Genomic DNA, 22,307 nt, shown 5'->3' with positions numbered 1-22,307 from the left:
GGCCGCTGCGCCTGCGGCCCGGCAAAGCTGGTTCCGCGGCCCCTGCTTGAATGGGAGAGGTGCGCTTGAACGACGCTGAAGTTCTTGCGGCAACGCGGCAGTGGCTCGAAAAAGCCGTGATCGGGCTGAACCTGTGCCCGTTCGCCAAGGCGGTGTATGTCAAAAACCAGGTGCGGCTGGTGGTCAGCAAGGCGCGACATGCGGACGACCTGCTGGAGGAACTGGACCGTGAGCTCGACTTGCTGGTGGCGACGCCGGCGGAAGAGATCGACACCACGCTGCTGATCCACCCGACCCTGTTCGACGACTTCCTGGACTTCAACGATTTCATGGAAATTGCCGAAAGCGTGGTGGACGAGCATGAACTCGAAGGTGTGCTGCAACTGGCAAGCTTCCATCCGTGTTTCCAATTTGAAGGCACCGACACCGACGATCTTGGCAACTACACCAACCGCGCGCCGTTTGCGATTCTGCATTTGCTGCGCGAGGACAGTGTGGAACGCGCGGTGCAGGCCTACCCGGATGCAGAGGGCATTTTCGAGCGCAATATTGAAACGCTCAATCAATTGGGCCTGGCGGGCTGGCAGGCACTGCATACCAAAAGCTGAAGTGCTAGCGCAGTGTTGCACGCGATCTGGAACCTAAAACCGCGTCTTTTGCGCCATGGCCAGGCTATGGCTGTGGTTTGCGCCTTGCCCTGACCCAAAATCCATCGCTTTGAGTTGTTCCAGCAGCATGCAACACTGCTCTAGCAGTTCGCGGCGCCGTCTGACAGCGCGCGTGCACCAGGTGTTTTATCGTAAGCCGAAGGGGGTTGTTGCACCCCTGCCGGAAAGGTCGACTCATGACAACCGCAGCTTCCCCTGCAGCGCTCCCGCTTGCACCACGGCCGGCGCTGCATCGCAGTCCCCGGACAAGGCGTTCCGGCCTGGTGTTGGCCTGGGCCAGGCACACCGATGAGTTGCGTGAGGCCCAGCGTCTGCGCTTTGATGTATTTTCTCGGGAACTCGGCGCGCGCCTGACCACGCCGCTGGCTGGCCATGACATCGACCGCTTCGACGATTACTGCGAACACCTGCTGGTACGCGACGCCGCGACCGGGGAGGTCATCGGCACTTACCGTGTGCTCACACCGGCCCAGGCGCGGCGCGCCGGCGGCACCTACAGCGACCAGGAGTTCGATCTGGCGCCTCTGGGCCCGCTGCGCGCGCGCATGGTCGAACTGGGCCGAAGCTGCGTGCATGTGCGACACCGGCACGGCGGTGTGGTGTTGGCTCTCTGGGGCGAGCTGGCTGACTTCATGGAGCGCAATACCTTGGACACCATGATTGGCTGCGCCAGCATTCCCATGCATCATCACGGCCCGCCCGGGGCCGCAGCCGTCTGGCAGCAACTGTGCCTGAATCATCTGGCGCCGGTGCGTTACCAGGTTCGTCCGCGCCTGGCCTTGCCGCTCGCGCATTCCATGTTGCCGGACGGCATGGCGGTGCCGCCGCTGATCCGCGCTTACCTGCGCCTGGGCGCCAGGCTGCTGGGACCACCGGCCTGGGACCCGACCTTTAATACCGCCGACCTCCCGATGATGATGCGCATGCAGGACCTGCCGCCCCGTTACCTTCAGGCCACAAGCCGTGGATAAGCCGCTCGCGACGAGTGTGCCGCGCGGCGCGCTCGAGGCTTTGCCGAAGTGGTTGATCTGTGTGCCGCTGGTGCTGCAGTGGCTGTGGCTATCGCTGCGTTACGGCAGCGCCACCCTGCCATCGGCGGTCAACCCGGCGATTACCGCGGGTGGTCTGGTCGGCGAGACCAAGCTGGAGTATTTTCGGGGCATGGGCGCGCTGGCTCGCGGTGCCACCGCACGCCACTGTGCCCTGCCGCCTGCGCGCCAGAACCTGGCGGGGCTGCGTATCGCGATGGCGCAGGCGGGACTGGTGTTTCCCATGGTGGTGAAACCGGATCTGGGCATGTGCGGTTTCGGTGTGCGTCTGGTCGGCGACGAGGCCGCGCTGATGGCTTACCTGGCGTTGTTCCCGCTGAACCAGCAACTGCTGCTGCAGGAGTACCTGCCGCAGGAAGGCGAGGCCGGGATTTTCTACGCGCGGAAGCCTGGAGCGGCTCAGGGGCGGATCATTGGTCTGGCGCTACGCTATTTTCCGCGTGTGACCGGCGACGGGATTGCTACCCTGGCGCAACTGATCGCCGCCGATCCGCGAACCAGCCGTGTGCAGGGCCGCCACGACCATGTCGCCGTGCCTGAGCCTGATCGCGTGCCGGCGCGCGGCGAGGTGGTCAGGCTCGCAACCATTGGCTCGACCCGCGTGGGCGGCCTCTACCGCGATGGTGCGACCTGCATCACACCGGCGCTGACGGCGGCGGTGGAAGCGATTGCGCGCGATATGCCGGCGTTTTACGCGGGGCGCTTCGATGTGCGTTTTGAGGACCTGCAGCATCTGTCCGAGGGCCGGGGCCTGAAGATCATGGAAGTCAACGGCGCCGGCTCTGAAGCGATTCAGGCCTGGGACCCCGACATCGGGCTGCTGGCCGCATTCCGCATTATTTTTGCCAAGCAGCGGGTGCTGTTTGCCATTGGCGCGGCGAACCGCCGCAGGGGGCACAGGCCCGTCAGCTTGTTCAGACTGGCGCAACTGCACATCATGCAGCAGCGGCTGCTGGAGGCCTACCCGCCATCGAATTGATCGTTGTTCAGCACCGTTAGCACTGCCCCCCACTGCCACAAGGGCGATGTCAGGATCTCGGGTGGTGGCCTTCCGTCGGCGTTCAGGGCGTGCTGCCGTCCGTACGCAACAGTTTTTTCCTCACCAGATGAATATTGCTGCGCAGCGCATACAACTCGTTGGTGTAAGACAGCGGCACGCTGATTTTTTCGGCGTGCGCCTCCATAGCGTTCAGTTCGTCGAGCAATGCCTTGTTCTCTCCTGCGGCCTCGATGCGATTTTCGATGTCCCGCAGCTGGCCGTACCATTTGAAGATCCGCGATCTCACGCGGAATTCGTACAGCGGCGGCACGATGCGCGACAAAGGCAGCATGACGGCGATGATGATGCCCATGACCAGCCACATGCGTTCGACCAGATTGGCAACCCAGAAGGGCAGATAACGCTGCAACAGCGGGGCGTCGTTCTTGATGGCCCGTTCGGCTTCCTTGGAAATCGGCAGTTCGCTGTTGTCGCGGTTGGGAAACTCACGCGCGTCCTTGAACCAGCCCGCCGGCCCGTGAATCACATTGCCGGCCTGCGCGAACAGTTGCTCCAGCGCTGGATGGGTGTCGCTTCGTGCGAGCAGTGAGGTGGTGGGGGCCACCAGGTTGACGTCCTCGGCCGGAATGTTCGCGGCCAGGTCCACCACGCCTTGCGGCAGGCGCGCCGTGCTCAAAAAGGTGAATCGTTTGGCATAGGCTTCACCTTGCGGGAAACTCATCAGTTTCACCCCGGGTGTCTGCAGCAGCATTTGCACCATCAGTGATTCAGGCGCGGAGGCAAACACGATGGCATCGAGCTCACCGCCCAGAAAGGCAACGGTTGCTGCGGTCTGGTCCAGATTCGACGTCCGCACGCTGGCCGGCTCCATGCGATTGCTCTCGAGCAGCCTGGTCATCAGGCTTGGGACGCCACTCCCTGCGGTTCCCACGTTGACGCGCAAACCCTGCAATTGTGTGAGGGAGTTGATAGCCGCCACGCTTGTCGCTTTCGTTTTCCGTTCGCCCTGAACTCGCCCGAGGGCATCTTCCCGGTAAAACAGCCACAGCGGTTCGACAAACAGGCTCCCAAGCGAGGTCAACGTTTCCGCGTCTGCTGCGCTGTAGGTGCTGGTGCCGCCTTGCACAAAACCGAGGTCAGCCCTGCCTTCGCGCAGCAACTGCAGGTTGTGAGCCGAGCCCTGCGAGGGCAGCAGCACGACCTCGATGCCGTCGTCGGCCAGAATTTTGGCGTAGCGTTTGCCAAACTCCTCGTAGGCGCTTTGCGCCGGGCCTGTAGCCAGCGTCACGCGTTTGGGCGGGTTCGGGTCCAGCCACCAGTAAGCCAACACCAGCAGTGTGATGGTCAGCACGATGAAAGGCCCGGCGGACACCCACAGGTCGCGCAGTGACAGCAGGGTGTAACGTATGGTTTTTGGCATGCACAACCATAGCATGCGGCGCCCGCCGCTGCACCCGGAAAAATATGAAGTCAAAAGTGCTGCCAGCCCATACAGGACAAGCATCAGTAGCTCCTGAAGTTATAGCATTAGAAACGGCTATGCGTCTGCTTTTTCTTCGACGAACGCGGCCTGTAGCAGAGGTTTTCGCCGCATCAGCAGGTAGGCCGCTGGAATCACAAACATTGAAAGAAGCGGCGCTGTAATCATGCCCCCCACCATGGATGCGGCAATGCGCTGCATCACTTCCGAGCCGGTTCCGGTGCCCCACATGATGGGAAACAAGCCGCCCAGGATCACCGCCACCGTCATTGCCTTGGGGCGAACCCGGAGCACGGCGCCTTCGACAATGGCTTGCGTCAAGTCATGGGGCGTGGTCTTGCCTTCCTCGATACGCTTGTCCCACGCCTGCTTGAGGTAAAGCAGCATGATGACGCCGAACTCGGCCGACACGCCCGCCAGCGCGATGAACCCCACCGCACCGGCCACCGAAAGGTTGTAGCTCAGCAGGTAGAGCAGCCAGATGCCACCAATCAGCGCAAACGGCAGGGTGGCCATGATCAGCAAGGCATCATCAAACCGCTTGAAGGTCAGGTACAGCAGCACGAAGATGATCAGGAGCGTGAATGGCACCACCACCTTGAGCTTGGCGGTGGCCCGCTCCAGAAACTCGAACTGCCCCGACCAGGAAATCGAGTAGCCCGGCGGCAGCTTGACCTTGGCAGCCACCGCAGCCTGCATGTCCTTGACGGCAGAGCGCAGATCCCGGCCGCGGATGTCCACGTAGACCCAGCCCGACAGGCGTGCGTTTTCACTGCGCAGCATGGGCGGGCCGTCGGTGATGCGGATGTCGGCCACATCTGACAGCACCAGGCGCGCGCCCCGCTCGTTGACGATGGGCAACTTGCGCAGCTTTTCCAGCGAATCACGAATTTCGCGCGGGTAGCGCACATTGATCGGGAAACGCTGCAGGCCAATCACCACTTCGCCGCTGCTTCCGCCCAGGTTCTCGCCGCCCACCGCCGCGCTGATCACCGACTGCACGTCGGCGATGTTCATGCCGAAGCGGGCCGCGTCATCGCGCCGGATGTTCACATCCACATAACGCCCGCCGGTCAAGCGCTCGGCCAGCGCGCTGCTGACGCCGGGCACGTCCTTGAGCACGCGTTCGATCTCGCCGGTGGCACGGTCAATGGTGGCCAGGTCGGCGCCTGCTACTTTCACGCCGACCGGGCTCTTGATTCCGGTGGCCAGCATGTCGATGCGGTTGCGAATCGGCGGCACCCAGATGTTGGCCAGCCCAGGGACCTTGACGATGCGGTCCAGTTCCTCGACCAGCTTGTCCTGGGTCATCCCCGGTCGCCACTGGTCCTTGGGCTTGAACTGGATGGTGGTCTCGAACATTTCCATGGGTGCGGGGTCGGTGGCGGTTTCGGCTCGACCGGCCTTGCCGTACACGCTGAGCACCTCGGGCACAGTCTTGATCAGTCGGTCGGTCTGCTGCAACAACTCCGCCGCCTTGCCCGCCGACAGACCCGGCAGGGCCGACGGCATGTAGAGCAGGTCGCCCTCGTCCAGGCGCGGCATGAATTCACCGCCAATATGCTGCAGGGGCCACAGGCTCAGGGCCAGCAGCAGCGTGGCGATGCCCAGCGTGAGCTTGGGCCAGTTCAGCACCGCGCCGAGAAGTGGCTGATACAGCCGGATCAACGCCCGGTTCAGCGGGTTGGCTTTTTCGTCTGGAATGCGGCCGCGGATCAGGTAACCCATCAAGACGGGGATCAGAGTGATTGACAGCCCGGCGGCGGCGGCCATTGCGTAAGTCTTGGTAAACGCCAGCGGCGCGAACAAGCGCCCCTCCTGCGCTTCCAGCGTGAACACCGGAATGAAAGACAGCGTGATGATCAGCAGCGAGAAAAAGAGGGCAGGGCCCACTTCCGTTGCAGAGTCGCCAATCACCTTCCAGCGCGCCTCGCCCGCCAAGGTGGCGTCGGGATGGTCGTGTTTCCAGTGCTCCAGGTGCTTGTGGACGTTTTCGATCATCACCACCGCCGCATCGACCATGGCGCCGATGGCAATCGCAATGCCGCCCAGTGACATGATGTTGGCATTGACGCCCTGGTAGTGCATGACGATGAAGGCTGCCAGAATACCCAGCGGCAGCGAGACAATCGCCACCAGCGCCGAGCGCAGGTGAAACAGGAAAATCAGGCACACCACCGCGACCACTGCAAATTCTTCCAGCAGCTTGAAACCCAGGTTGCTGACGGCCCGCTCGATCAAGCCGGAGCGGTCATACACCGGAACGATCTCCACGCCCTTGGGCAGACTGTCCTGAAGCTGCTGCAATTTTTTCTTGACCGCAGCAATGGTCTCCAGCGCGTTTTTTCCGGAGCGCATCACGATCACGCCGCCGGTGGCTTCACCTTCACCGTCAAGCTCGCCGATGCCGCGTCGCATCTCGGGGCCGAGCTGGATGCGCGCCACATCGCCGAGCCGGACCGACACACCCGCATCGGTGGTTGTCAAAGGCACCTTGCGAAAGTCGTCCAGTGTCTGCAGGTAGCCCGAGGCACGCACCATGTATTCGGCCTCGCCAAGCTCCAGCACCGAGCCACCGCTTTCCTGGTTGGCTTTTTGCATCGCGTCCAGGACGCGGGTGTGCGGCAGGCGGTAGGCGGCCAGTTTTTCCGGGTCCAGCACAATCTGGTACTGCCGCACCATGCCCCCCACCGACGCCACCTCGGCCACGTTCGGCACGGTTTTGAGCTCGTACTTCAGGAACCAGTCCTGCAGCGCGCGCAGTTGCGAGGCGTCCTGCGTGCCGCTGCGGTCTATCAGCGAATACTGGTAAATCCAGCCCACGCCGGTCGCGTCCGGCCCGAGCGAGGCCTTGGCCGCCGGCGGCAGGCGTGACTGCACCTGGTTCAAATATTCCAGCACGCGAGAACGTGCCCAGTACAAATCGGTGCCGTCCTCGAACAGCACATAAACAAAGGAATCGCCAAAGAAGGAGTAGCCGCGCACCGTCTTGGCGCCTGGCACCGACAGCATGGTGGTGGTCAGCGGATAGGTCACCTGGTTTTCGACAATGCGAGGGGCCTGACCCGGGTAGGAGGTGCGGATGATGACCTGCACGTCCGACAGATCGGGCAGGGCGTCCAGCGGCGTTTTCAGCACCGCATAAACGCCCCAGGCGCTGATCATCAGTGTGGCCAGCAGCACCAGGAAACGGTTGACGATGGACCAGCGGATGAGGCTGGCGATCATGGCTTGCTTCCCGAGGTTTTCGGCGCCGGGGCAGACGCCATCGGCGTGATGCCGGTCAGCCGCGGCAAGCCCTCGGCGTCCATGTAGAACTCGAAGGTCACCGCATCGCCGGACTGCACATTGCGCGGCAAACCGGTCTCGGGTAATTTGAAGTCCATGGTCATGGCGCCCCATTTCAGCGAGGCAATCGGGCCATGCGTCAGGGTCACCGTATCGCGCGCCACCGCATCGACCTTGGCCTCGCCCAGGTGCCGGGGCGCGGCGCTGGCACCCACAGCGGCGGCGGGTCCATTGAGCCGCGCTTCCACGCCCTTGAGGCTGGCTTCCGAATCAATCAGGAACTGGGACGAGACCACCACCTGCTGGCCGGCCTGCAGGCCACGAATAATTTCGGTCTGGCCGCCGCTTTCGATGCCGGTCTCGACTTCCACCGGCCGGAACCGACCCTCTTTTTCGGCGAGCATCACCACGCTGCGTTTGCCGGTCTGGATCACCGCTTCGGTTGGAATCAAAAGAACCGGGGCGGACCGCGTGTCCATGAGCTGCATTTGCACAAACATGCCGGGCACCAGCCGGGCGCCCGGGTTGGCCAGCTCCAGCCTGGCCTTGATGGTGCGTGTGCCGGCATTGACTTCCGGCAGGATGGCCTGCACCTTGCCGCTGAAAACCATGCCCGGCACTGCCGGGCTTCTGGCCTGCACCTTGGCACCAGGCCGCAGCGATGCCGCCTGGCTCTCTGGCACCTCGGCGTTCGCCCAGACGGTGGACAGCCCGTTGATGCGAAACAGCGTGGCGCCCGGCTGCACGGCCATGCCTTCGCGCGCCGCCAGCTCAGTGACAACGCCGGCAATCGGCGCGAACAGGGTGGTGCGGGCACGGGTTTGGCCGCTGGCCTGCACCGCTGCGATGTGCGCCTCGCTCATGCCGGCCTGGCGCATGCGCTGGCGCGCGCCATCGATCAGCCCGGTCAGGTTGGGTCCCTGCATGCGGCTGACCGCCAGAAATTCTTCTTGCGCGGCGACCCAGTCGGGCACATAGATATCCAGCAGCGGCTGGCCTTTGGCGACGCTGTCCAGGGTGGCACGAACATGAAGGCGCTCCACATAGCCCGCGGCGCGGGCCTGCACGATGACCTGGTCGCGCTCATTGAAGGCAATGCTGCCCACGGCAGACACCTCGGGGGAAAGCGTGCCCTGCGTGACCGGCGCCGTACGCACTCCCAGGTTTTGCTGGATGCGCGGGCTGACTGTGATTCTTCCCTGGTCGGTGTCGCCGCCTGCATACACTGGCACCAGCATCATGTCCATGAAGGGCGACTTGGCCGGCGTGTCAAACTTGTTGCCCGGCACCATCGGGTCGTGGTAGTACAGCACCCGTTGCCCGTTGGCCGGGTCGGTGTCACCGGCTTTGATGCCCGCGTTGATATGTCGCCGCGTGGCCTCTTCGCCCTGCGCGATGCTTTGTGGAACACCCGCGCCAGGCGTTTCTGTGGCGGTGGCGTCCCCGGCAGTGGCGACCGTGGCCGTGGAGGCACCGGTTTCTGCGGCCTGCATTCCGCGCTGCATGCCGAGGGTGTACAGACCGTACCCACCCCCACCGGCCAGAGCAATCAGAGCGACGGCCAGCAAAGGCGCAACAAATGTTTTTTTGATCATCATGGCTGGCCTTTGGAGGATTCAGAGGTGACCGCGAATGCGCTGGGCCCTATGCTGTTATCGGGTTTCAGATAGTTGAGTTGCGCCCACAAACGCGCTGTTTCCAGCTCCAGGCCCAGGGCCTGAATACGCGCAGTGAGCTCGTCGCGCCGCGCTGCCAGCACACTTGCAAGGTCGCCCTTGCCGACCCGGTAGGCCGTGAGCGCCGCCGCCGAGCGTTGCCTTGCCACTGGAATCATCTGGGCGGTATAACGCGCAATACGTTCCTTGCCGGTTTGCCAGTCATTGATCAGGCTGCGGACCTCGGCCTCGTAGGCCTGCAGGTTGTCCGCGTCATTGGCGCGTGCCTCGTCCACTGCGGCCAGTTTGGCGGCGGTCTCGCGGTTCTGGCGATTTTTAGGGTCCCACTGCAGGGGGATTGAAATGCCAATCGACACCATGTTGGAAAAGGCCGGTCCGCGCTGCTGGTAGGCGGCCTCCACGGTCCAGTCCGACTTGGTGTTCGCCTGGGCCAGCCTGGCCTCCGTTTCGGCGGCCTCCACGAGGGTCGCAGACAGCGTCAACTTGGGATGCTGCCTGAGTTCCCCGGCGGAAAGCATGGCGTCGGGGTGGGAGTTGTCCCGCATGGTTTTCCACATGGGCTCACCTGACAAGCTACGGTTCGCATCTGCACCGATCCAGCGCGCCAGCATCAGGCTGGCATTTCTGGCTTGACGGTCGATCTGGCTCAAGCGGTCATCAAGTTCAATCTGCGCAGCGCGCGCCGCAAACACATCGGCCTGTGCGCCCCGTCCCTCGCGGAACGCGATGTCGGCGCCTTGCTCCTGCAGGCGCGTTTCTTCAAGCTGCTGTTGCAACAGTGCGCGCATGGCATGTGCGTAATATCGCTCCAGCCAGGCCAGCGCCGTGCCTTGCTGCAAGCCCGCCAGTGCCAATTGCCGTTGGGCCTGGGCGCGCTCGGCATCGCGCTCGAAGCGCTCGGTTTTGAGCAGGCGTTTTTTCTCGCGCGGCAATTCCTGCATCAACCCGATACGGCGCATGGTCATGAAGTCGCGGCCCAGGCTTAGCCGGTCAGGACCCGTGACAGGCAGGTTGTCGATGCCGAGCTTGAGGACCGGGTCTGGCAACTGGCCAGCCGACACCGCCATCTCACGCGCCGCCCGGGTGGCTGCATCCTGTGCAAGCAGTTGCCCGGAGCGCGAGGCGGCGAGTTGCTGCGCTTCCCGCAAGGACAAAGGCTCTTCAGCCCGGAGCGAGCCCGCGATAGACATCAACAACGCAGCCGCAAACAGACACCGAATCAGCCGCGCTCGACAAGTAACGGAAAAAGCAAACATAAAACCTCCAGACAACATGGAAACCGCCAGGGCACATCGCGTGCCAGAGCAGAAAACAGGAAGAGGGAGGATTTAAAGCCGGAAGCAGCAGTGGCGCACCGCCACTGATCTCGCGTGGTTTCGCATCAAAAGTGGCGCTTCAAGAGGCGCAACCAGCGACGGCAGGTTCAGGCGCAACAGCGCATAGTCACTGGACAGCATGGCTGGCGCTGTCAATCCGGGTGAGGGGTTGGTATCAGCGCTTTGTTGGTCGGCCTTGCAATGTGCGGCGCACAGACTGGGTTGTTCGTTGTCCGTGACGAATGCGGTCATTGATTCAGCGCAAGGCATGGCTGAGTTTTCTGCCATCCCTGTCTGCTGCATGAGGCTCCCGGCCGGACACGCGTAAGCAGCCACCGCCAGTTGCATGAACAGCAGGCTCATCAGTGCAAAAAGCACAGTCACAAAACGTTGACGGCGGTTCCAGGTCATGGTGCGGGCGAGGTGGGCGAGGTGGGCGATAGCTGAAGTTGGCGAGGTAACACGCTTTAAGTTTAAGCGTATTGAGCAGTCCACGTGAAAAAGTTCCTGGCGGCTGCCTCGCCCGAGGAGATCAGGGCCCGGCGTGCGGGGTGGGCGGTGGCGACTTGCCGAGCGCATCCAGAATCGGGCAGTCCGGCCGGTGGTTGCCCTGACAGCAGTGAATCAAATGTTCGAGCGTCTGTTTCATTGCCGCCATCTCGGCCATCCGTTTGTCCAGGTCGTTCACATGCCCGACCGCAATACGCTGCACGTCCGCGCTGGAGCGACGGCGGTTTTGCCAGAGCTTGAGCAGCTTGGCGATCTCCGCCATGCTAAAGCCCAAATCGCGAGAGCTTTTGATAAAACGCAGGGTATGCACCTCTTTGCCGGTGTACTGCCGATAGCCCGCATCCGTGCGGCTCACGCCTGGCAGCAAGCCCAGCGACTCGTAGTGACGCACCATTTTGGGGGACACCCTGGATTGGCGCGCCGCTTCTCCGATGTTGAGGGGGCCGGACATGTCTGTTTCGCTCATGTGTTGCTCCCTTTCCAGCGGCGCAGCATCAGCGCGTTGGTCACCACGCTGACACTGCTCAATGCCATGGCTGCGCCGGCAATCATCGGGTTGAGCAGGCCAAATGCTGCCAGCGGGACACCAACGAGGTTGTAGATAAAAGCCCAAAACAAATTCTGCCGAATCTTGGCATAGGTGCGGCGCGAGATATCGATGGCGTCTGCTACCAGCGCGGGGTTGCCGCGCATCAGGGTGACACCCGCAGCGTGCATGGCCACGTCAGTCCCCGTAGACATGGCAATGCCGACATCTGCTGCGGCCAAAGCCGGGGCATCGTTGATGCCGTCGCCCACCATGGCGACGGTCACGCCGCCTGCCTTGAGCTCGCCCACAATCCTGGCCTTGTCTTCGGGCAAGACTTCCGCGCGGATTTCGTCGATACCCAGTTGTTCGCCCACCGCCTGCGCACTGCCCCGGTTGTCGCCGGTCAGGAGAACGGACCGCACACCTTGCGCGCGCAAGCTCGCAATGGCCAGCGCGGCCGTCGGCTTGACGGTGTCTCCAAAAGCCAGCAGACCGAGCAGGGCAGGCTGGCCAGTCACGTCGGCCACCCAGGAAATAGTGCGCCCCTGCGCCTCCAGCTCGACGGCCCGCAGCTTCAACGCACTCAGGTCTACTTTCAGCTCGTTCATAAACCGGGTGCTGCCCAGCCGCAGCTCGCGCTGCCCCACCACGGCTGCCATGCCCCGGCCCGCAATCGCGCGTACCTCGGAGGCTGGCTGAAGTGCCAGCTTGTCACGCACGGCAGCGTCAAGCACGGCCCGGGCCAGCGGGTGTTCGCTGCCCGCCTGAATGGACGCGGCTGCAATCAGAAAGGCGGCGAGGTTGTTGTTGACCGATTCAGCAGCCACCATCTCGGGCTTGCCTTCGGTGAGAGTCCCGGTTTTGTCAAACGCGACTACTTTCACCTTGTGCGCCACTTCCAGCGCTTCCGCGTCCTTGATCAAAATGCCGTGGCGTGCCGCGACTCCGGTACCGGCCATGATGGCCGTCGGCGTTGCCAGGCCCAAGGCACAGGGACAGGCAATCACCAGCACCGCGACGGCGTTAAGAATGGCCGTTTCCCAGTTTCCAGTGCCTAGTCCCCAACCCAGCACGGTCAGCAAGGCAACGCCAATCACCACAGGCACAAACACCTCGCTGACTTTGTCCACCAACCGCTGAATAGGCGCCTTTTTAGCCTGGGCAGACTCCACCAACCGGACGATGCGCGCCAAAGTGGATTCGGCGCCAATGGCTGTGGTCTGCACGATCAACAGGCCTTCTGCATTGACCGAACCGCCAGTGACCTTGTCGCCTTCATGCTTGGCCACGGGCAGGCTTTCGCCTGTGATTAAAGATTCATCAATCTGGCTCGCACCTTCCATCACCACCCCGTCCACCGGCACGCGTTCTCCGGGCTTGATGACCACCAAATCGCCATGGATGAGCTGGCTGACAGCGACTTCCTTGTCCTGGCCATCGCGCCGCAGGCGTGCAGTCTCCGGTTTGAGCGCATTCAAGGCCCGAATCGCCTCGGTCGTCTGGCGCTTAGCTCTGGTTTCCAGCCATTTGCCAAGTAACACCAAGGTGATGACGACGGCTGAAGCCTCGAAATACAGGTGCGGCATGCCATGCGCGGCATGGCGCAGCAACAGGTACACGCTCAAGCCATACCCGGCTGAGGTCCCGATGGCCACCAATAAATCCATGTTGCCAGCCCGCGCCTTGAGGGCTCGCCAGCCGGAGCGGTAGAAGCGGGCGCCCAGCCAGAACTGCACGGGCGTGGCAAGCGCCAGCTGAATCCAGCCCGGGAGCATCCAGTCGGCACCGAAGAAGCCTGCGATCATGGGAACCACCATTGGCACGGACAACATTGCCGCAACGGCCACGGGCCACAAGGCATTGACGGGTGGCGAGTTACTGGCCCCGTCCGGACTGATCTGCGCGGGTTTGGCGGTGTAACCTGCTTTTTCAACGGCGGCGCGAAGCACTTCAAAAGACACGTTATAGGCGGCAGTGACACTGGCAACTTCTGTAGCGAGGTTGACATTTGATTCGGTGACACCGGGCACTGCGGCCAGCGCTTTTTCAACACGGCCCACGCACGAGGCACAAGTCATGCCTTCTATGGGCAATTCCCATTGGGTCGGGTTTGTCTGGCTGACTGGGTGAAGCGATTCGGGTTGCCGTATTGCGGTTGTTTCCATGGTTGTCCTTTGGCGATGTTGCTTATAAAAGCGATACCGCAATTCTCAAGATTCCCACGATGGTAAGGTCAAGCGATCAAGCGTTAATTCCCCTTTGCCAGTAAGGGCATCACGCGAAGCCGGTTGACCTTGCCATAGTGGCAAGGTCTAAATTTCAGGCTTCCATCTTTTTAGGAGAACACAATGATTGAATTCGAAGTTAAAGACATGAGCTGCGGCCACTGCGTCGGCGTGGTCACTCAAACCGTCAAGCTCATTGATCCCAATGCAAAGGTCGAAATTGATCTGGGTGCCAAGAAAGTGAAGATCGAATCCGACGCGGATCGCTCATCCTTTGCCGAGGCCTTAACCACCGCAGGCTACCCCGCCGTTTGACGCGCCTGGCGATGCTGAAACCAGGTGTGGATTCCCACCACGCACAGGGTCAGCCAGGCAACAGCCACTGCGAACCCGCCCAGGACGTCACTGAGGTAGTGCACACCCAGGTATACGCGGCTGAATGCAACCAGCGCAACCATGGGCAGGGTGGTCAGGACAATGATTGAACGCAGTACCCAACTCCTGGTCTGTATCACAAGCATGGCGGCAATTACTCCGTAGAACAGGGTTGCGCCGACCGCGTGGCCGCTGGGAAAGCTGTAGGTGACCAGGGTGAGAACAGGGTCGTCGAAAGTCGGGCGTGCACGCTGAAATGCCAGCTTCATCAGGATGTTGAGCAGCATTCCGCCGGGGACGGCAAGCAGCACACTTAACAGCCAGACCCAGTTGCGTCTGTACAGCAGGAAAAGCGAGAGGCACATCACCACCACGCTCAGCATCCACGGGTCATGCATGTGTGAAATGACCAGCATGAAGCGGGTCAGCGTGGGGTCTGCCCGGACGTGCAGCCATTGCGCCAGCCACACATCGATCAGCGTCAGCGGGTCTCCGGTAACAACGTCCTCGGCAATGCCGCCAAAAAGCCAGCTAGCGCCTATCAATACCGCCACACCGACGGTGAGTTGCAAGCCCAAATAGCTGCCCGGCGACAGCCGAGCCTGGAGAAAAGAAAGCTGCGTTGCGTATCTGTGCCGCAAGGCGAGGACCCCTGGCCGTTCAAGTTGGAAAGAGATGCGTTTGGTCAGTCGCCGCACTGGGAGTCCTTTGTACATGCGGCAAGGCAGCACGGTCTGCTGAATGTACCTGCAGCCTGTGGTCACTGGCTGATACGTTCGGTGACAGTTTTCCAGCGATCCGTAGGACAGTATCGCCAATCACTGCTGACACCTGTTGACTGGGCTATGTTTGCCGACATGACCCAAGCACTCGCGCCCACGCTTTCCCTCACGCAACTTGTCTTCTATGGGGTGGGCACCATCGTTGGCGCCGGGATCTACACCATCATTGGCTCGGCGGCAGGCCTGGCAGGCACCGCACTGTGGGTAAGCATGCTGTTTGCGGGAGCGGCAGCATTTCTTACCGCGCTTTCCTATGCAGAGTTGATTTCCATGCTTCCCAAGGCCGGCGCGGAATACCAGTTTCTGAAAGCCGCTTTCCCCAAAGCGCCCCTTGTTTCGTTTCTGGCGGGTTTTTTGATTGCGCTCAATGCGGCTGCAACGTCGGCGACCGTGTCATTGGCCTTTGCGGGTTATCTTAGGGTGTTTCTTGAGGTGCCGGCGCCGCTAACGGCCTTTGCGTTGCTGACGATTTGCACGACTCTCAACATCGCGGGGTTGCGACAAGCGACCTGGGCGAGCATAGGCATGATCATCGTTGAAGTTGGCGGCTTGCTGCTGCTGATCGTGATGGGTTTGTACAAGGGGGACGCGGCCGACGCCATCACCTTACCCTCGTTCGGCGATACGCCCGGTATCTTTGCCGCGACAGCGCTGGTGTTCTTCGTCTACATCGGGTTTGAAGACGTGGCCAATCTGTCAGAGGAATCCATCAATCCGCGACGCGATGTGCCGCGCGCGCTGCTGTGGAGCGTGGCCGTGACCTCGCTGGTCTACATGCTGGTGGTATGGGCAGTTTTCTCTGTACTGGGTCCCGATGAACTGGCAAAAAGCGACTCCCCGTTGACCACCGCGGGGCGAGCGGTCGCACCGTGGCTGGGGCAGACCCTTGCAGTCACGGCCATGTTTGCCACGGCCAGCACGGCGCTTATATCGCTGGTGAGCATCAGCCGCCTGCTGTTTGGCATGGCGCGCGACGGCGATATGCCGGCGGCCCTGGCAAAGACATTGAGTCAGCGCAAGACACCCTGGGTGGCCGCTCTGGTTCTGTATTCCGCAGCCGGTGTTCTGTTACTACTGGGCGAGGTAAAAATCATCGCCAGTATCTCGGCGCTTGGTATTTTGCTGGTCTTCGTGGGGGTGCACTCGGCGGTGATTGTGTTGCGTTTCAAAGAGCCCGACCGGGAACGGCCTTTCCGCGGGCCGCTGCACATGGGTCGCCTGCCACTGTTGCCCCCACTGGGGATTGTCATTTGCCTGGCGCTAATGACCCAGTTTGAGCCGATTGTTTATGCCGTGACAGGCGGCGCTGTGCTTTTTGGTGTGGTGGTGTACGGGGTTCGTCGTTTGAGAAGTTAAAGAAATGATCGATTGAAACCCGCTCCGTCATGGCCTGCGTTGTGCTCATTCAGCAAACTGCGCAAGCGGGCGCATTGCGCGAGGAAAAAAGGGATTGCCGGGTGGGCAGCTCACCATCGATCTCAGAACCCGGCGGATCAACCCCTCAGGTGGTTTTGCTCTCAAGCCATTGGAGGGGCAATGGGTTGGGCCAGCAGCGAAGGCAGACGCACGACAAACTCACTCCCGTGGCCCAGGCCTTCGCTTGCCACTTGCACGGTGCCTCCGTGTAGTTCGACCAGCCGCCGCACGAGGGTTAGTCCGATCCCTAGTCCTCCGGCTCTGCTGCCTCCCCCAGACCCGACTTGGGTAAACAAGTCGAACACGCGAGACAGCATTTCCCTTGGGATGCCCACGCCGTTGTCTCGGATGCAGATTGCAACCGCACCGTCCTCTCTGGCTGCCGAAAGCCAGATAATTCCCCCCTCCGGCGTGTACTTGGCTGCGTTCGTCAGCAGGTTGGAGACGACTTGAATCAGCCGGGTAGGGTCGCCGCTTACCCACAACGGTTCGGGAAACTGCGCCACCTCCAGATGGTGCTTTCGGGATTCGATGAGCGTCAGGCCCATTTCGATGGCTTTTGAAAATACGGTCCACAAGTCAACAGACTCCCTGCGAAGCGAGACGTCGCCACGACGGACGCGTGATACGTCGAGAAGGTCTTCAACCAAGCGGACCATGTGCGTGGTCTGACGACCCAGCGCATCGACGGCCCGCTGTTGGGCGGCCGCGTCGGCCTGAGGGGAGCGCAGGATGTGCGCCAGGTTGGTGAGGACTGCCAGTGGGCTGCGGAACTCATGCGCGACCACGGCCAGAAATTGGTCCTTTTGCCGATCAGCTTCTTCCAACTCAAGGGTCCGCTCTCGCAATTCGTTCTCCAGACAGCGCTGCGCGGACATGTCGCGAATCGTGCTGGCGATCAGGATGCCTGCTTCGGGCGGCAGGGGGCTGAGGGAGACATCGATTGGAAACTCGCGCCCGTCCTTGCGCAAGCCGAACAGGTCGAGGCCGCGGCCCATCGACCGCGGCTGCGGGTCGGCGGTGAACGCCCGGCGCTTTCCAGCGTGCGTGCCGCGAAAACGCTCTGGCATGAGTACTTCGAGGGGGCGACCGAGTAACTCCTCGCGGGGGTATCCGAACAGTTTCTCGGTTTGGCTGTTGACCTGCACGATCATTCCGTCCCCGTCGACGATCACGACCGCGTCGGGGGCCGCATTGAGGAAGCCGTGGAAGAGCCGACCTGCCGGGATCGCGGGGCGTATCGGCTCACCCTTTGAGTCGGAAATACCAGTCAGCATACGAATCGCCTTCATGTCGGCCAGCTCGACATGTTTCTGAGTGTATACCCCGTTGGGCGACACGGAACAGGGCTTCGAGCTTGCAAACGGTCTCAGCATTTCTTTCTGTCAGCGGCGCCTGCTCTTGCGCCAGATCAAGAACATTCACGGCTGCCATGCACAAAATGGTGCGCAATAGTAATGAGGTTTCTCATGAACATATACAACGCGGGCATGGAGTCTTTCTTCATTAAGCGGCTCGCCCGGCGGGAAGCTGAGCTGCGTTATGTCCTTCAGTTCACCAATGAACTGATGCACGAAGCCAACGAGGCCGGGCCGCTTGGGGTGGTTGACTTCAAGGATGTGGCGGCGTCGCACGCGTTGGCCACTGTAGACGAGGTCAACGCCGAACACGCCGCCAGTGAGCTGGACGATGTGTTGGCCGCGCGCCGTCGCCTGGCTGACCGCAGTTACGGGAACTGCTCAGACTGCGGCGAAACGATTGATCTCGGCCGCCTGATGGCCTTGGTTGCTACCCCCTTCTGCACCGCCTGCCAGGCCGTTCGCGAACACGGACACAGCGCCAACCGACGCTGAACGTTTCCTCTGTCAGCCGCTCAGCGCAGTTGCGCCCCAGCAGCAGCCCTTACATTCTGTTTCCCGCGCTCTGCGTCGGGCTTGATCTGCATCAACACTACTCCGTCGGCGAAATTTCATACTGGGGCGAACAGGCTTGAGTCTGGAGAAGCGCTGAGTTAAAGCACCAAATGTCTGCAGCGCAGTATCAGGTGTGCAAAGCGCTATCCGGTTGAGAGCAATCTCAAAAGGAAATGTCGCCATGCAATCCCTCGTCTACCACGGCCCCGGCCTCAAGACTCTTGAGGAGCGTGACAAGCCGCTCATTCAAGCCCCCACCGACGCGATCATCCGCATCACCAGAACCACGATCTGCGGTACCGATCTGCATATTCTCAAAGGCGACGTAGCGACATGCAAGCCCGGCACGGTGCTGGGGCATGAGGGAGTTGGCATTGTGGACACCGTGGGCCCCGGCGTTAGTACTTTCAAACCTGGCGACCGGGTTCTTATCTCTTGCATCAGCGCCTGCGGTCGCTGCGAGTTTTGCCGCAGGAGCATGTATTCGCACTGCACCACCGGCGGTTGGATGCTGGGGCACACCATTGATGGCACTCAGGCAGAGTTCGTCCGCATTCCCCATGCGGAGTCCAGCCTGCACCCCATTCCAGACGGGGCTGACGAAGAAGCGCTGGTCATGCTGAGCGACATCCTGCCGACCGGTTTCGAATGTGGCGTGCTCAACGGCAAGGTCAAGCCGGGCTCCAGTGTCGCCATCGTCGGCTCCGGCCCGATCGGCCTGGCTTCTCTGCTCACTGCCCAGTTTTTTGCGCCGGCCGAAATTATCATGGTGGATGTGGACGATAGCCGCCTTGCCGTGGCCCAACGCTTTGGCGCAACCGCCACCGTTAACAGTGCTCAGGGCGATGCGGCCGCGCAAGTCATGAAGCTAACCGGCGGGCGCGGCGTGGACACGTCTATTGAGGCAGTCGGCATTCCGGCGACTTTCAAGCTGTGCCAGGACATCGTCGCGGCGGGAGGAACCATCGCAAACGTTGGTGTGCATGGCTGCAAGGTCGACTTGGACCTGGAGCGCCTTTGGTCGCATAACGTGACGATCACCACCGGGCTGGTCGACACGTTTTCAGTTCCCATGCTGCTCAAAACGGTGCAGTCCAAGCGTGTCGATGCCAAGCAGCTGATCACCCACCGATTCAAGTTGACTGAAATTCTTCAGGCTTACGACACCTTCAGCAGGGCGGCTGAAACCAAGGCCCTGAAAGTCATCATCGAGGTCTGAGGCGGCATCATGGAGCCACCAGACCGCAAAGGCAATCCGTCGATTACGGATGCTAGTGAAGTGGCAAGGGACTTCGGGGCAGACCTTGAAGCCGGACTCACGTCCCACGAAGCGGCCCGTCGTCTGGCTGCAGACGGTGCGAACGAGTTGCGCGCAGTCCCACCGGTACCTGCCTGGCGTCGTGTTCTGGCGCACTTTCAGGACCCCCTGGTCTACCTTCTGCTCGCTGCCATCGTCATCGCACTTGCCGCCTGGATGGTCGAAGGCGCGGCCGGCTTGCCGGTGGATGCCATCGTTATCGCCGCCGTTGTCCTTATCAACGCTGCGCTGGGTTATGTGCAGGAGGTCAAGGCGGTTGACGCCGTCGCCGCGTTGGACCGCATGACTGCCGCCACGTCGGCAGTCATGCGTGACGGCCGGGAGCTGCGTGTCCCCAGTGCTGAACTGGTACGGGGAGACCTGCTTGTTCTTGGCGAAGGTGACTCGGTGGGGGCAGATGGCCGCTTGGTTCAGACCGCAACCCTGCGCGTGCAGGAAGCGTCGCTCACCGGCGAGAGCGAGGCTGTAACGAAGGACCCGACCACGTTACCAAAGCCGCTGGCACTTGGAGATCAGCTCAACATGGTCTTCATGGGAACGGCCGTCGCGCAGGGGACCGCGCGCGTCGTGGTCACCGCAACCGGTATGGCGACCCAGATCGGCCTGATCGCCCACCTGCTTGAAGCCACACCTGAAAAGCCGACACCGCTGCAAAACGAAGTGGCCAGCGTCGGACGCATGCTGGGCATTGCGGTGCTGGTGATTGCCGCCGTGGTGGTGGCAACGCTTTTGATGATCTCCGACATCCGCAATGCTGCCGACGTGATTGCGGTGTTGCTGCTCGGCGTGGCCCTTGCAGTGGCGGCAGTGCCAGAAGGCCTGCCCGCGATCCTGTCGGTGGTGCTGGCCCTGGGTGTGCAGCGGATGGCACGGCACAACGCCATCGTCAAGAAGCTGTCCTCCGTGGAGACCTTGGGCAGCGCGTCGGTGATCTGCTCAGACAAGACGGGCACCCTGACCCGCGCGGAGATGACCATCGAGCAGGTGATGACTGCTTCGGGTGGCACCCATGTCACCGGCGTCGGTTACGAACCGCACGGACAGGTGGAGCGCGATGGCATGGCGCTGACTGTGGGGCCGCTGCACGCGGAGCAAATCGTGGTGCTCAGTGGCGGCAGCCTGGCCAGCAACGCGGACCTGCGCCAACAGGGTGGCGTTTGGGAGATTCATGGCGACCCCACCGAGGCAGCCTTTCTGGTGGCTGAGCGCAAGCTGGGCGTGAATGAACGGCGCGAGCAGCGATTCGAGCGCGTCCGGGAGGTCCCGTTCACCTCCGATCGAAAGATGATGTCCGCCATCGCAATTGACCATGAGCATGGGGGTGAGCGTGTGCTGGTCGCCAAGGGCGCGCCGGACGTGCTGCTTCAGAGGTGTACTCGGGTTCGAGTGGGCATGGAAGTGGTGGAGCTGGACCCCGCGCAGCGGGCCAGGCTGATGGCTGATGTCGATGCACTGTCTGATGCAGCGCTACGAACCCTGGCCGTGGCCTACCGACCGCTTGCTGCTAACGAGGATCTGGACGGTGGCGAGGCGCTGGAGCACGGCCTGATTTTCGCCGGCACGGCGGGCATCATCGACCCACCACGCGAAGAAGCGGTGGTTGCCATCCGCGAGGCCCGCCGCGCCGGCATCCGCACCGTCATGATCACCGGAGACCACCCGCGCACGGCGGCACGTATTGCTGCCGACCTTGGCATAGTGGAGGCCGGTGAGGCGGCGCTGACGGGACTGGAGTTGGATACGCTCGACGACGCAGCCTTGCGCGATGCGGTGCGCACAACGTCAGTCTTCGCGCGCGTATCGCCCCAACACAAGCTGCGCATCGTCAATGCGCTGCAGGCCGAGGGCCATGTCGTCGCCATGACTGGCGACGGGGTCAACGACGCTCCGGCACTAAAAACAGCCGATATTGGCGTTGCCATGGGCGTGACCGGTACCGAGGTAACCAAGCAGGCCGCCCGAATGATTTTGGCGGACGATAACTTTGCCACCATCGTTGAAGCGGTGCGCGAGGGACGCGCCATCCTGGACAACATCCGCAAATTCTTGCGGTACCTTTTGACTTCCAACATGGGCGAGGTGCTGACGGTCTTCCTGGGGGTGGTGGGGGCGGGGGTGATCGGGCTCCAGGGTGGGGGCGAGGCCGTGGTGTTGCCACTGCTCGCGACTCAGCTTCTATGGATCAACCTCATCACCGACTCCGGCCCCGCGCTGGCGATGGGGATCGATCCACCCACCGACGACTTGATGGGCCGCAAGCCACGCCACGCCAACGAACGCCTGATTGACCGTCGCATGTGGGCAACCGTCATTCAAACCGGCTTGGTGATTGCGGCGGTGACGTTGCTGACCATCGATTTGTACCTGCCCGGCGGGTTGATTGAGGGCACATTTGATCTTGCAACGGCCCGTACCGCTGGCTTCACAGTGCTGGTTTTCACCAGCTTGTTCACCTGCTTCACTGCCAGATCGGAAACCGCCAGTGCGTTCGCATCGCTGTTCGTCAACCCCTGGCTTTGGGCGGCGGTCGCGCTGTCGGCTTTGTTGCAGGTGGCTGTGGTTCATATCAACTTTCTGAACCTCGCGTTCGGCACCGCGCCATTGACGCTCGCTCAGTGGGGCGTCTGCGCGGCCATGGGCAGTGTTGTGCTGTGGTTCAGCGAACTGCGCAAGCTCGTGGGCCGTGCCCGCCACCAATCAGATGCAGATCACGGCGGGCCGGCACGAGCTCCACTCAGCCCCAGGTAACCAACGAAAGCCCC

Annotated in this window: 17 protein-coding genes; 8 read left to right on the top strand and 9 right to left on the bottom strand. The window is 62.0% G+C overall.

Going from position 1 to position 22,307, the window contains the following annotated elements; genetic code table 11:
- Positions 1-50: 50 nt before the first annotated feature.
- The 3 genes from IEX16_RS08730 (at position 51) to IEX16_RS08720 (ending at position 2,696) form a co-directional block, all read left to right on the top strand.
- Positions 51-608, top strand: coding sequence for a DUF1415 domain-containing protein (locus tag IEX16_RS08730; RefSeq protein WP_373288308.1), 558 nt, complete (start codon positions 51-53; stop codon positions 606-608).
- Between the two features lie 236 nt (positions 609-844).
- Complete coding sequence (locus IEX16_RS08725; protein WP_188707963.1) at positions 845-1,639, top strand: GNAT family N-acetyltransferase; 795 nt, start codon at positions 845-847, stop codon at positions 1,637-1,639.
- On the top strand, positions 1,632-2,696 hold the full coding sequence (locus tag IEX16_RS08720; protein WP_188707962.1) for an ATP-grasp domain-containing protein: 1,065 nt from the start codon (positions 1,632-1,634) through the stop codon (positions 2,694-2,696). The genes IEX16_RS08725 and IEX16_RS08720 overlap by 8 nt, the downstream gene beginning before the upstream one ends.
- An 82-nt stretch (positions 2,697-2,778) precedes the next feature.
- Here the strand turns inward: IEX16_RS08720 and IEX16_RS08715 are convergent, their stop codons facing one another.
- From IEX16_RS08715 to IEX16_RS08685, 7 genes are all read right to left on the bottom strand, one after another.
- A complete protein-coding gene (locus IEX16_RS08715; RefSeq protein WP_188707961.1) occupies positions 2,779-4,137 on the bottom strand; it encodes a TAXI family TRAP transporter solute-binding subunit in 1,359 nt (452 codons plus the stop codon).
- 117 nt (positions 4,138-4,254) lie between these two features.
- Positions 4,255-7,425 (bottom strand): efflux RND transporter permease subunit, encoded by a 3,171-nt coding sequence (locus IEX16_RS08710; protein WP_188707960.1) that lies wholly within the window; start codon positions 7,423-7,425, stop codon positions 4,255-4,257.
- On the bottom strand, positions 7,422-9,080 hold the full coding sequence (locus IEX16_RS08705) for an efflux RND transporter periplasmic adaptor subunit (RefSeq protein WP_188708197.1): 1,659 nt from the start codon (positions 9,078-9,080) through the stop codon (positions 7,422-7,424). Before IEX16_RS08705 ends, IEX16_RS08710 begins: the two co-directional genes overlap by 4 nt.
- A complete protein-coding gene (locus IEX16_RS08700) occupies positions 9,080-10,315 on the bottom strand; it encodes a TolC family protein (RefSeq protein WP_229676261.1) in 1,236 nt (411 codons plus the stop codon). The genes IEX16_RS08705 and IEX16_RS08700 overlap by 1 nt, the downstream gene beginning before the upstream one ends.
- A 174-nt stretch (positions 10,316-10,489) precedes the next feature.
- Positions 10,490-10,888, bottom strand: a complete 399-nt coding sequence (locus tag IEX16_RS08695; protein WP_188707958.1) for a hypothetical protein — start codon at positions 10,886-10,888, stop codon at positions 10,490-10,492.
- A gap of 121 nt (positions 10,889-11,009) precedes the next feature.
- Positions 11,010-11,453 (bottom strand): Cu(I)-responsive transcriptional regulator, encoded by a 444-nt coding sequence (cueR, locus tag IEX16_RS08690; protein ID WP_229676260.1) that lies wholly within the window; start codon positions 11,451-11,453, stop codon positions 11,010-11,012.
- Positions 11,450-13,681 carry a heavy metal translocating P-type ATPase gene (locus IEX16_RS08685; RefSeq protein ID WP_188707957.1) on the bottom strand — a complete coding sequence of 744 codons (2,232 nt, stop codon included), beginning with the start codon at positions 13,679-13,681 and terminating at the stop codon, positions 11,450-11,452. The genes cueR and IEX16_RS08685 overlap by 4 nt, the downstream gene beginning before the upstream one ends.
- 183 nt (positions 13,682-13,864) lie before the next feature.
- Between IEX16_RS08685 and IEX16_RS08680 the strand changes: the two genes are divergently transcribed.
- A complete protein-coding gene (locus tag IEX16_RS08680; protein WP_188707956.1) occupies positions 13,865-14,056 on the top strand; it encodes a heavy-metal-associated domain-containing protein in 192 nt (63 codons plus the stop codon).
- On the opposite strand, the gene IEX16_RS08675 is transcribed toward IEX16_RS08680, so the two are convergent.
- Positions 14,041-14,688, bottom strand: coding sequence for a phosphatase PAP2 family protein (locus IEX16_RS08675; protein WP_188707955.1), 648 nt, complete (start codon positions 14,686-14,688; stop codon positions 14,041-14,043). The two genes, IEX16_RS08680 and IEX16_RS08675, sit on opposite strands and share 16 nt — an antisense overlap.
- Before the next feature lie 285 nt (positions 14,689-14,973).
- Here IEX16_RS08675 and IEX16_RS08670 point away from each other — a divergent pair, with 285 nt between their 5' ends.
- Complete coding sequence (locus IEX16_RS08670) at positions 14,974-16,254, top strand: APC family permease (RefSeq protein WP_188707954.1); 1,281 nt, start codon at positions 14,974-14,976, stop codon at positions 16,252-16,254.
- Between the two features lie 161 nt (positions 16,255-16,415).
- On the opposite strand, the gene IEX16_RS08665 is transcribed toward IEX16_RS08670, so the two are convergent.
- Entirely contained in the window at positions 16,416-17,606 is a 1,191-nt protein-coding gene (locus IEX16_RS08665) for a PAS domain-containing sensor histidine kinase (protein ID WP_188707953.1), read from the bottom strand.
- 177 nt (positions 17,607-17,783) lie between these two features.
- On the opposite strand from IEX16_RS08665, the gene IEX16_RS08660 reads away from it, so the two are divergent.
- The 3 genes from IEX16_RS08660 (at position 17,784) to IEX16_RS08650 (ending at position 22,293) form a co-directional block, all read left to right on the top strand.
- On the top strand, positions 17,784-18,167 hold the full coding sequence (locus IEX16_RS08660; protein ID WP_188707952.1) for a TraR/DksA family transcriptional regulator: 384 nt from the start codon (positions 17,784-17,786) through the stop codon (positions 18,165-18,167).
- Positions 18,168-18,408: 241 nt separating this feature from the next.
- On the top strand, positions 18,409-19,446 hold the full coding sequence (locus IEX16_RS08655; protein WP_188707951.1) for a zinc-dependent alcohol dehydrogenase family protein: 1,038 nt from the start codon (positions 18,409-18,411) through the stop codon (positions 19,444-19,446).
- Between the two features lie 9 nt (positions 19,447-19,455).
- Entirely contained in the window at positions 19,456-22,293 is a 2,838-nt protein-coding gene (locus tag IEX16_RS08650) for a cation-translocating P-type ATPase (protein ID WP_188707950.1), read from the top strand.
- Positions 22,294-22,307: the final 14 nt, after the last annotated feature.

It is taken from the genome of Polaromonas eurypsychrophila, assembly GCF_014641715.1.
Taxonomy (GTDB): Bacteria; Pseudomonadota; Gammaproteobacteria; order Burkholderiales; family Burkholderiaceae_C; genus Polaromonas; species Polaromonas eurypsychrophila.
This window is presented reverse-complemented; position numbering and strand designations above follow the sequence as displayed.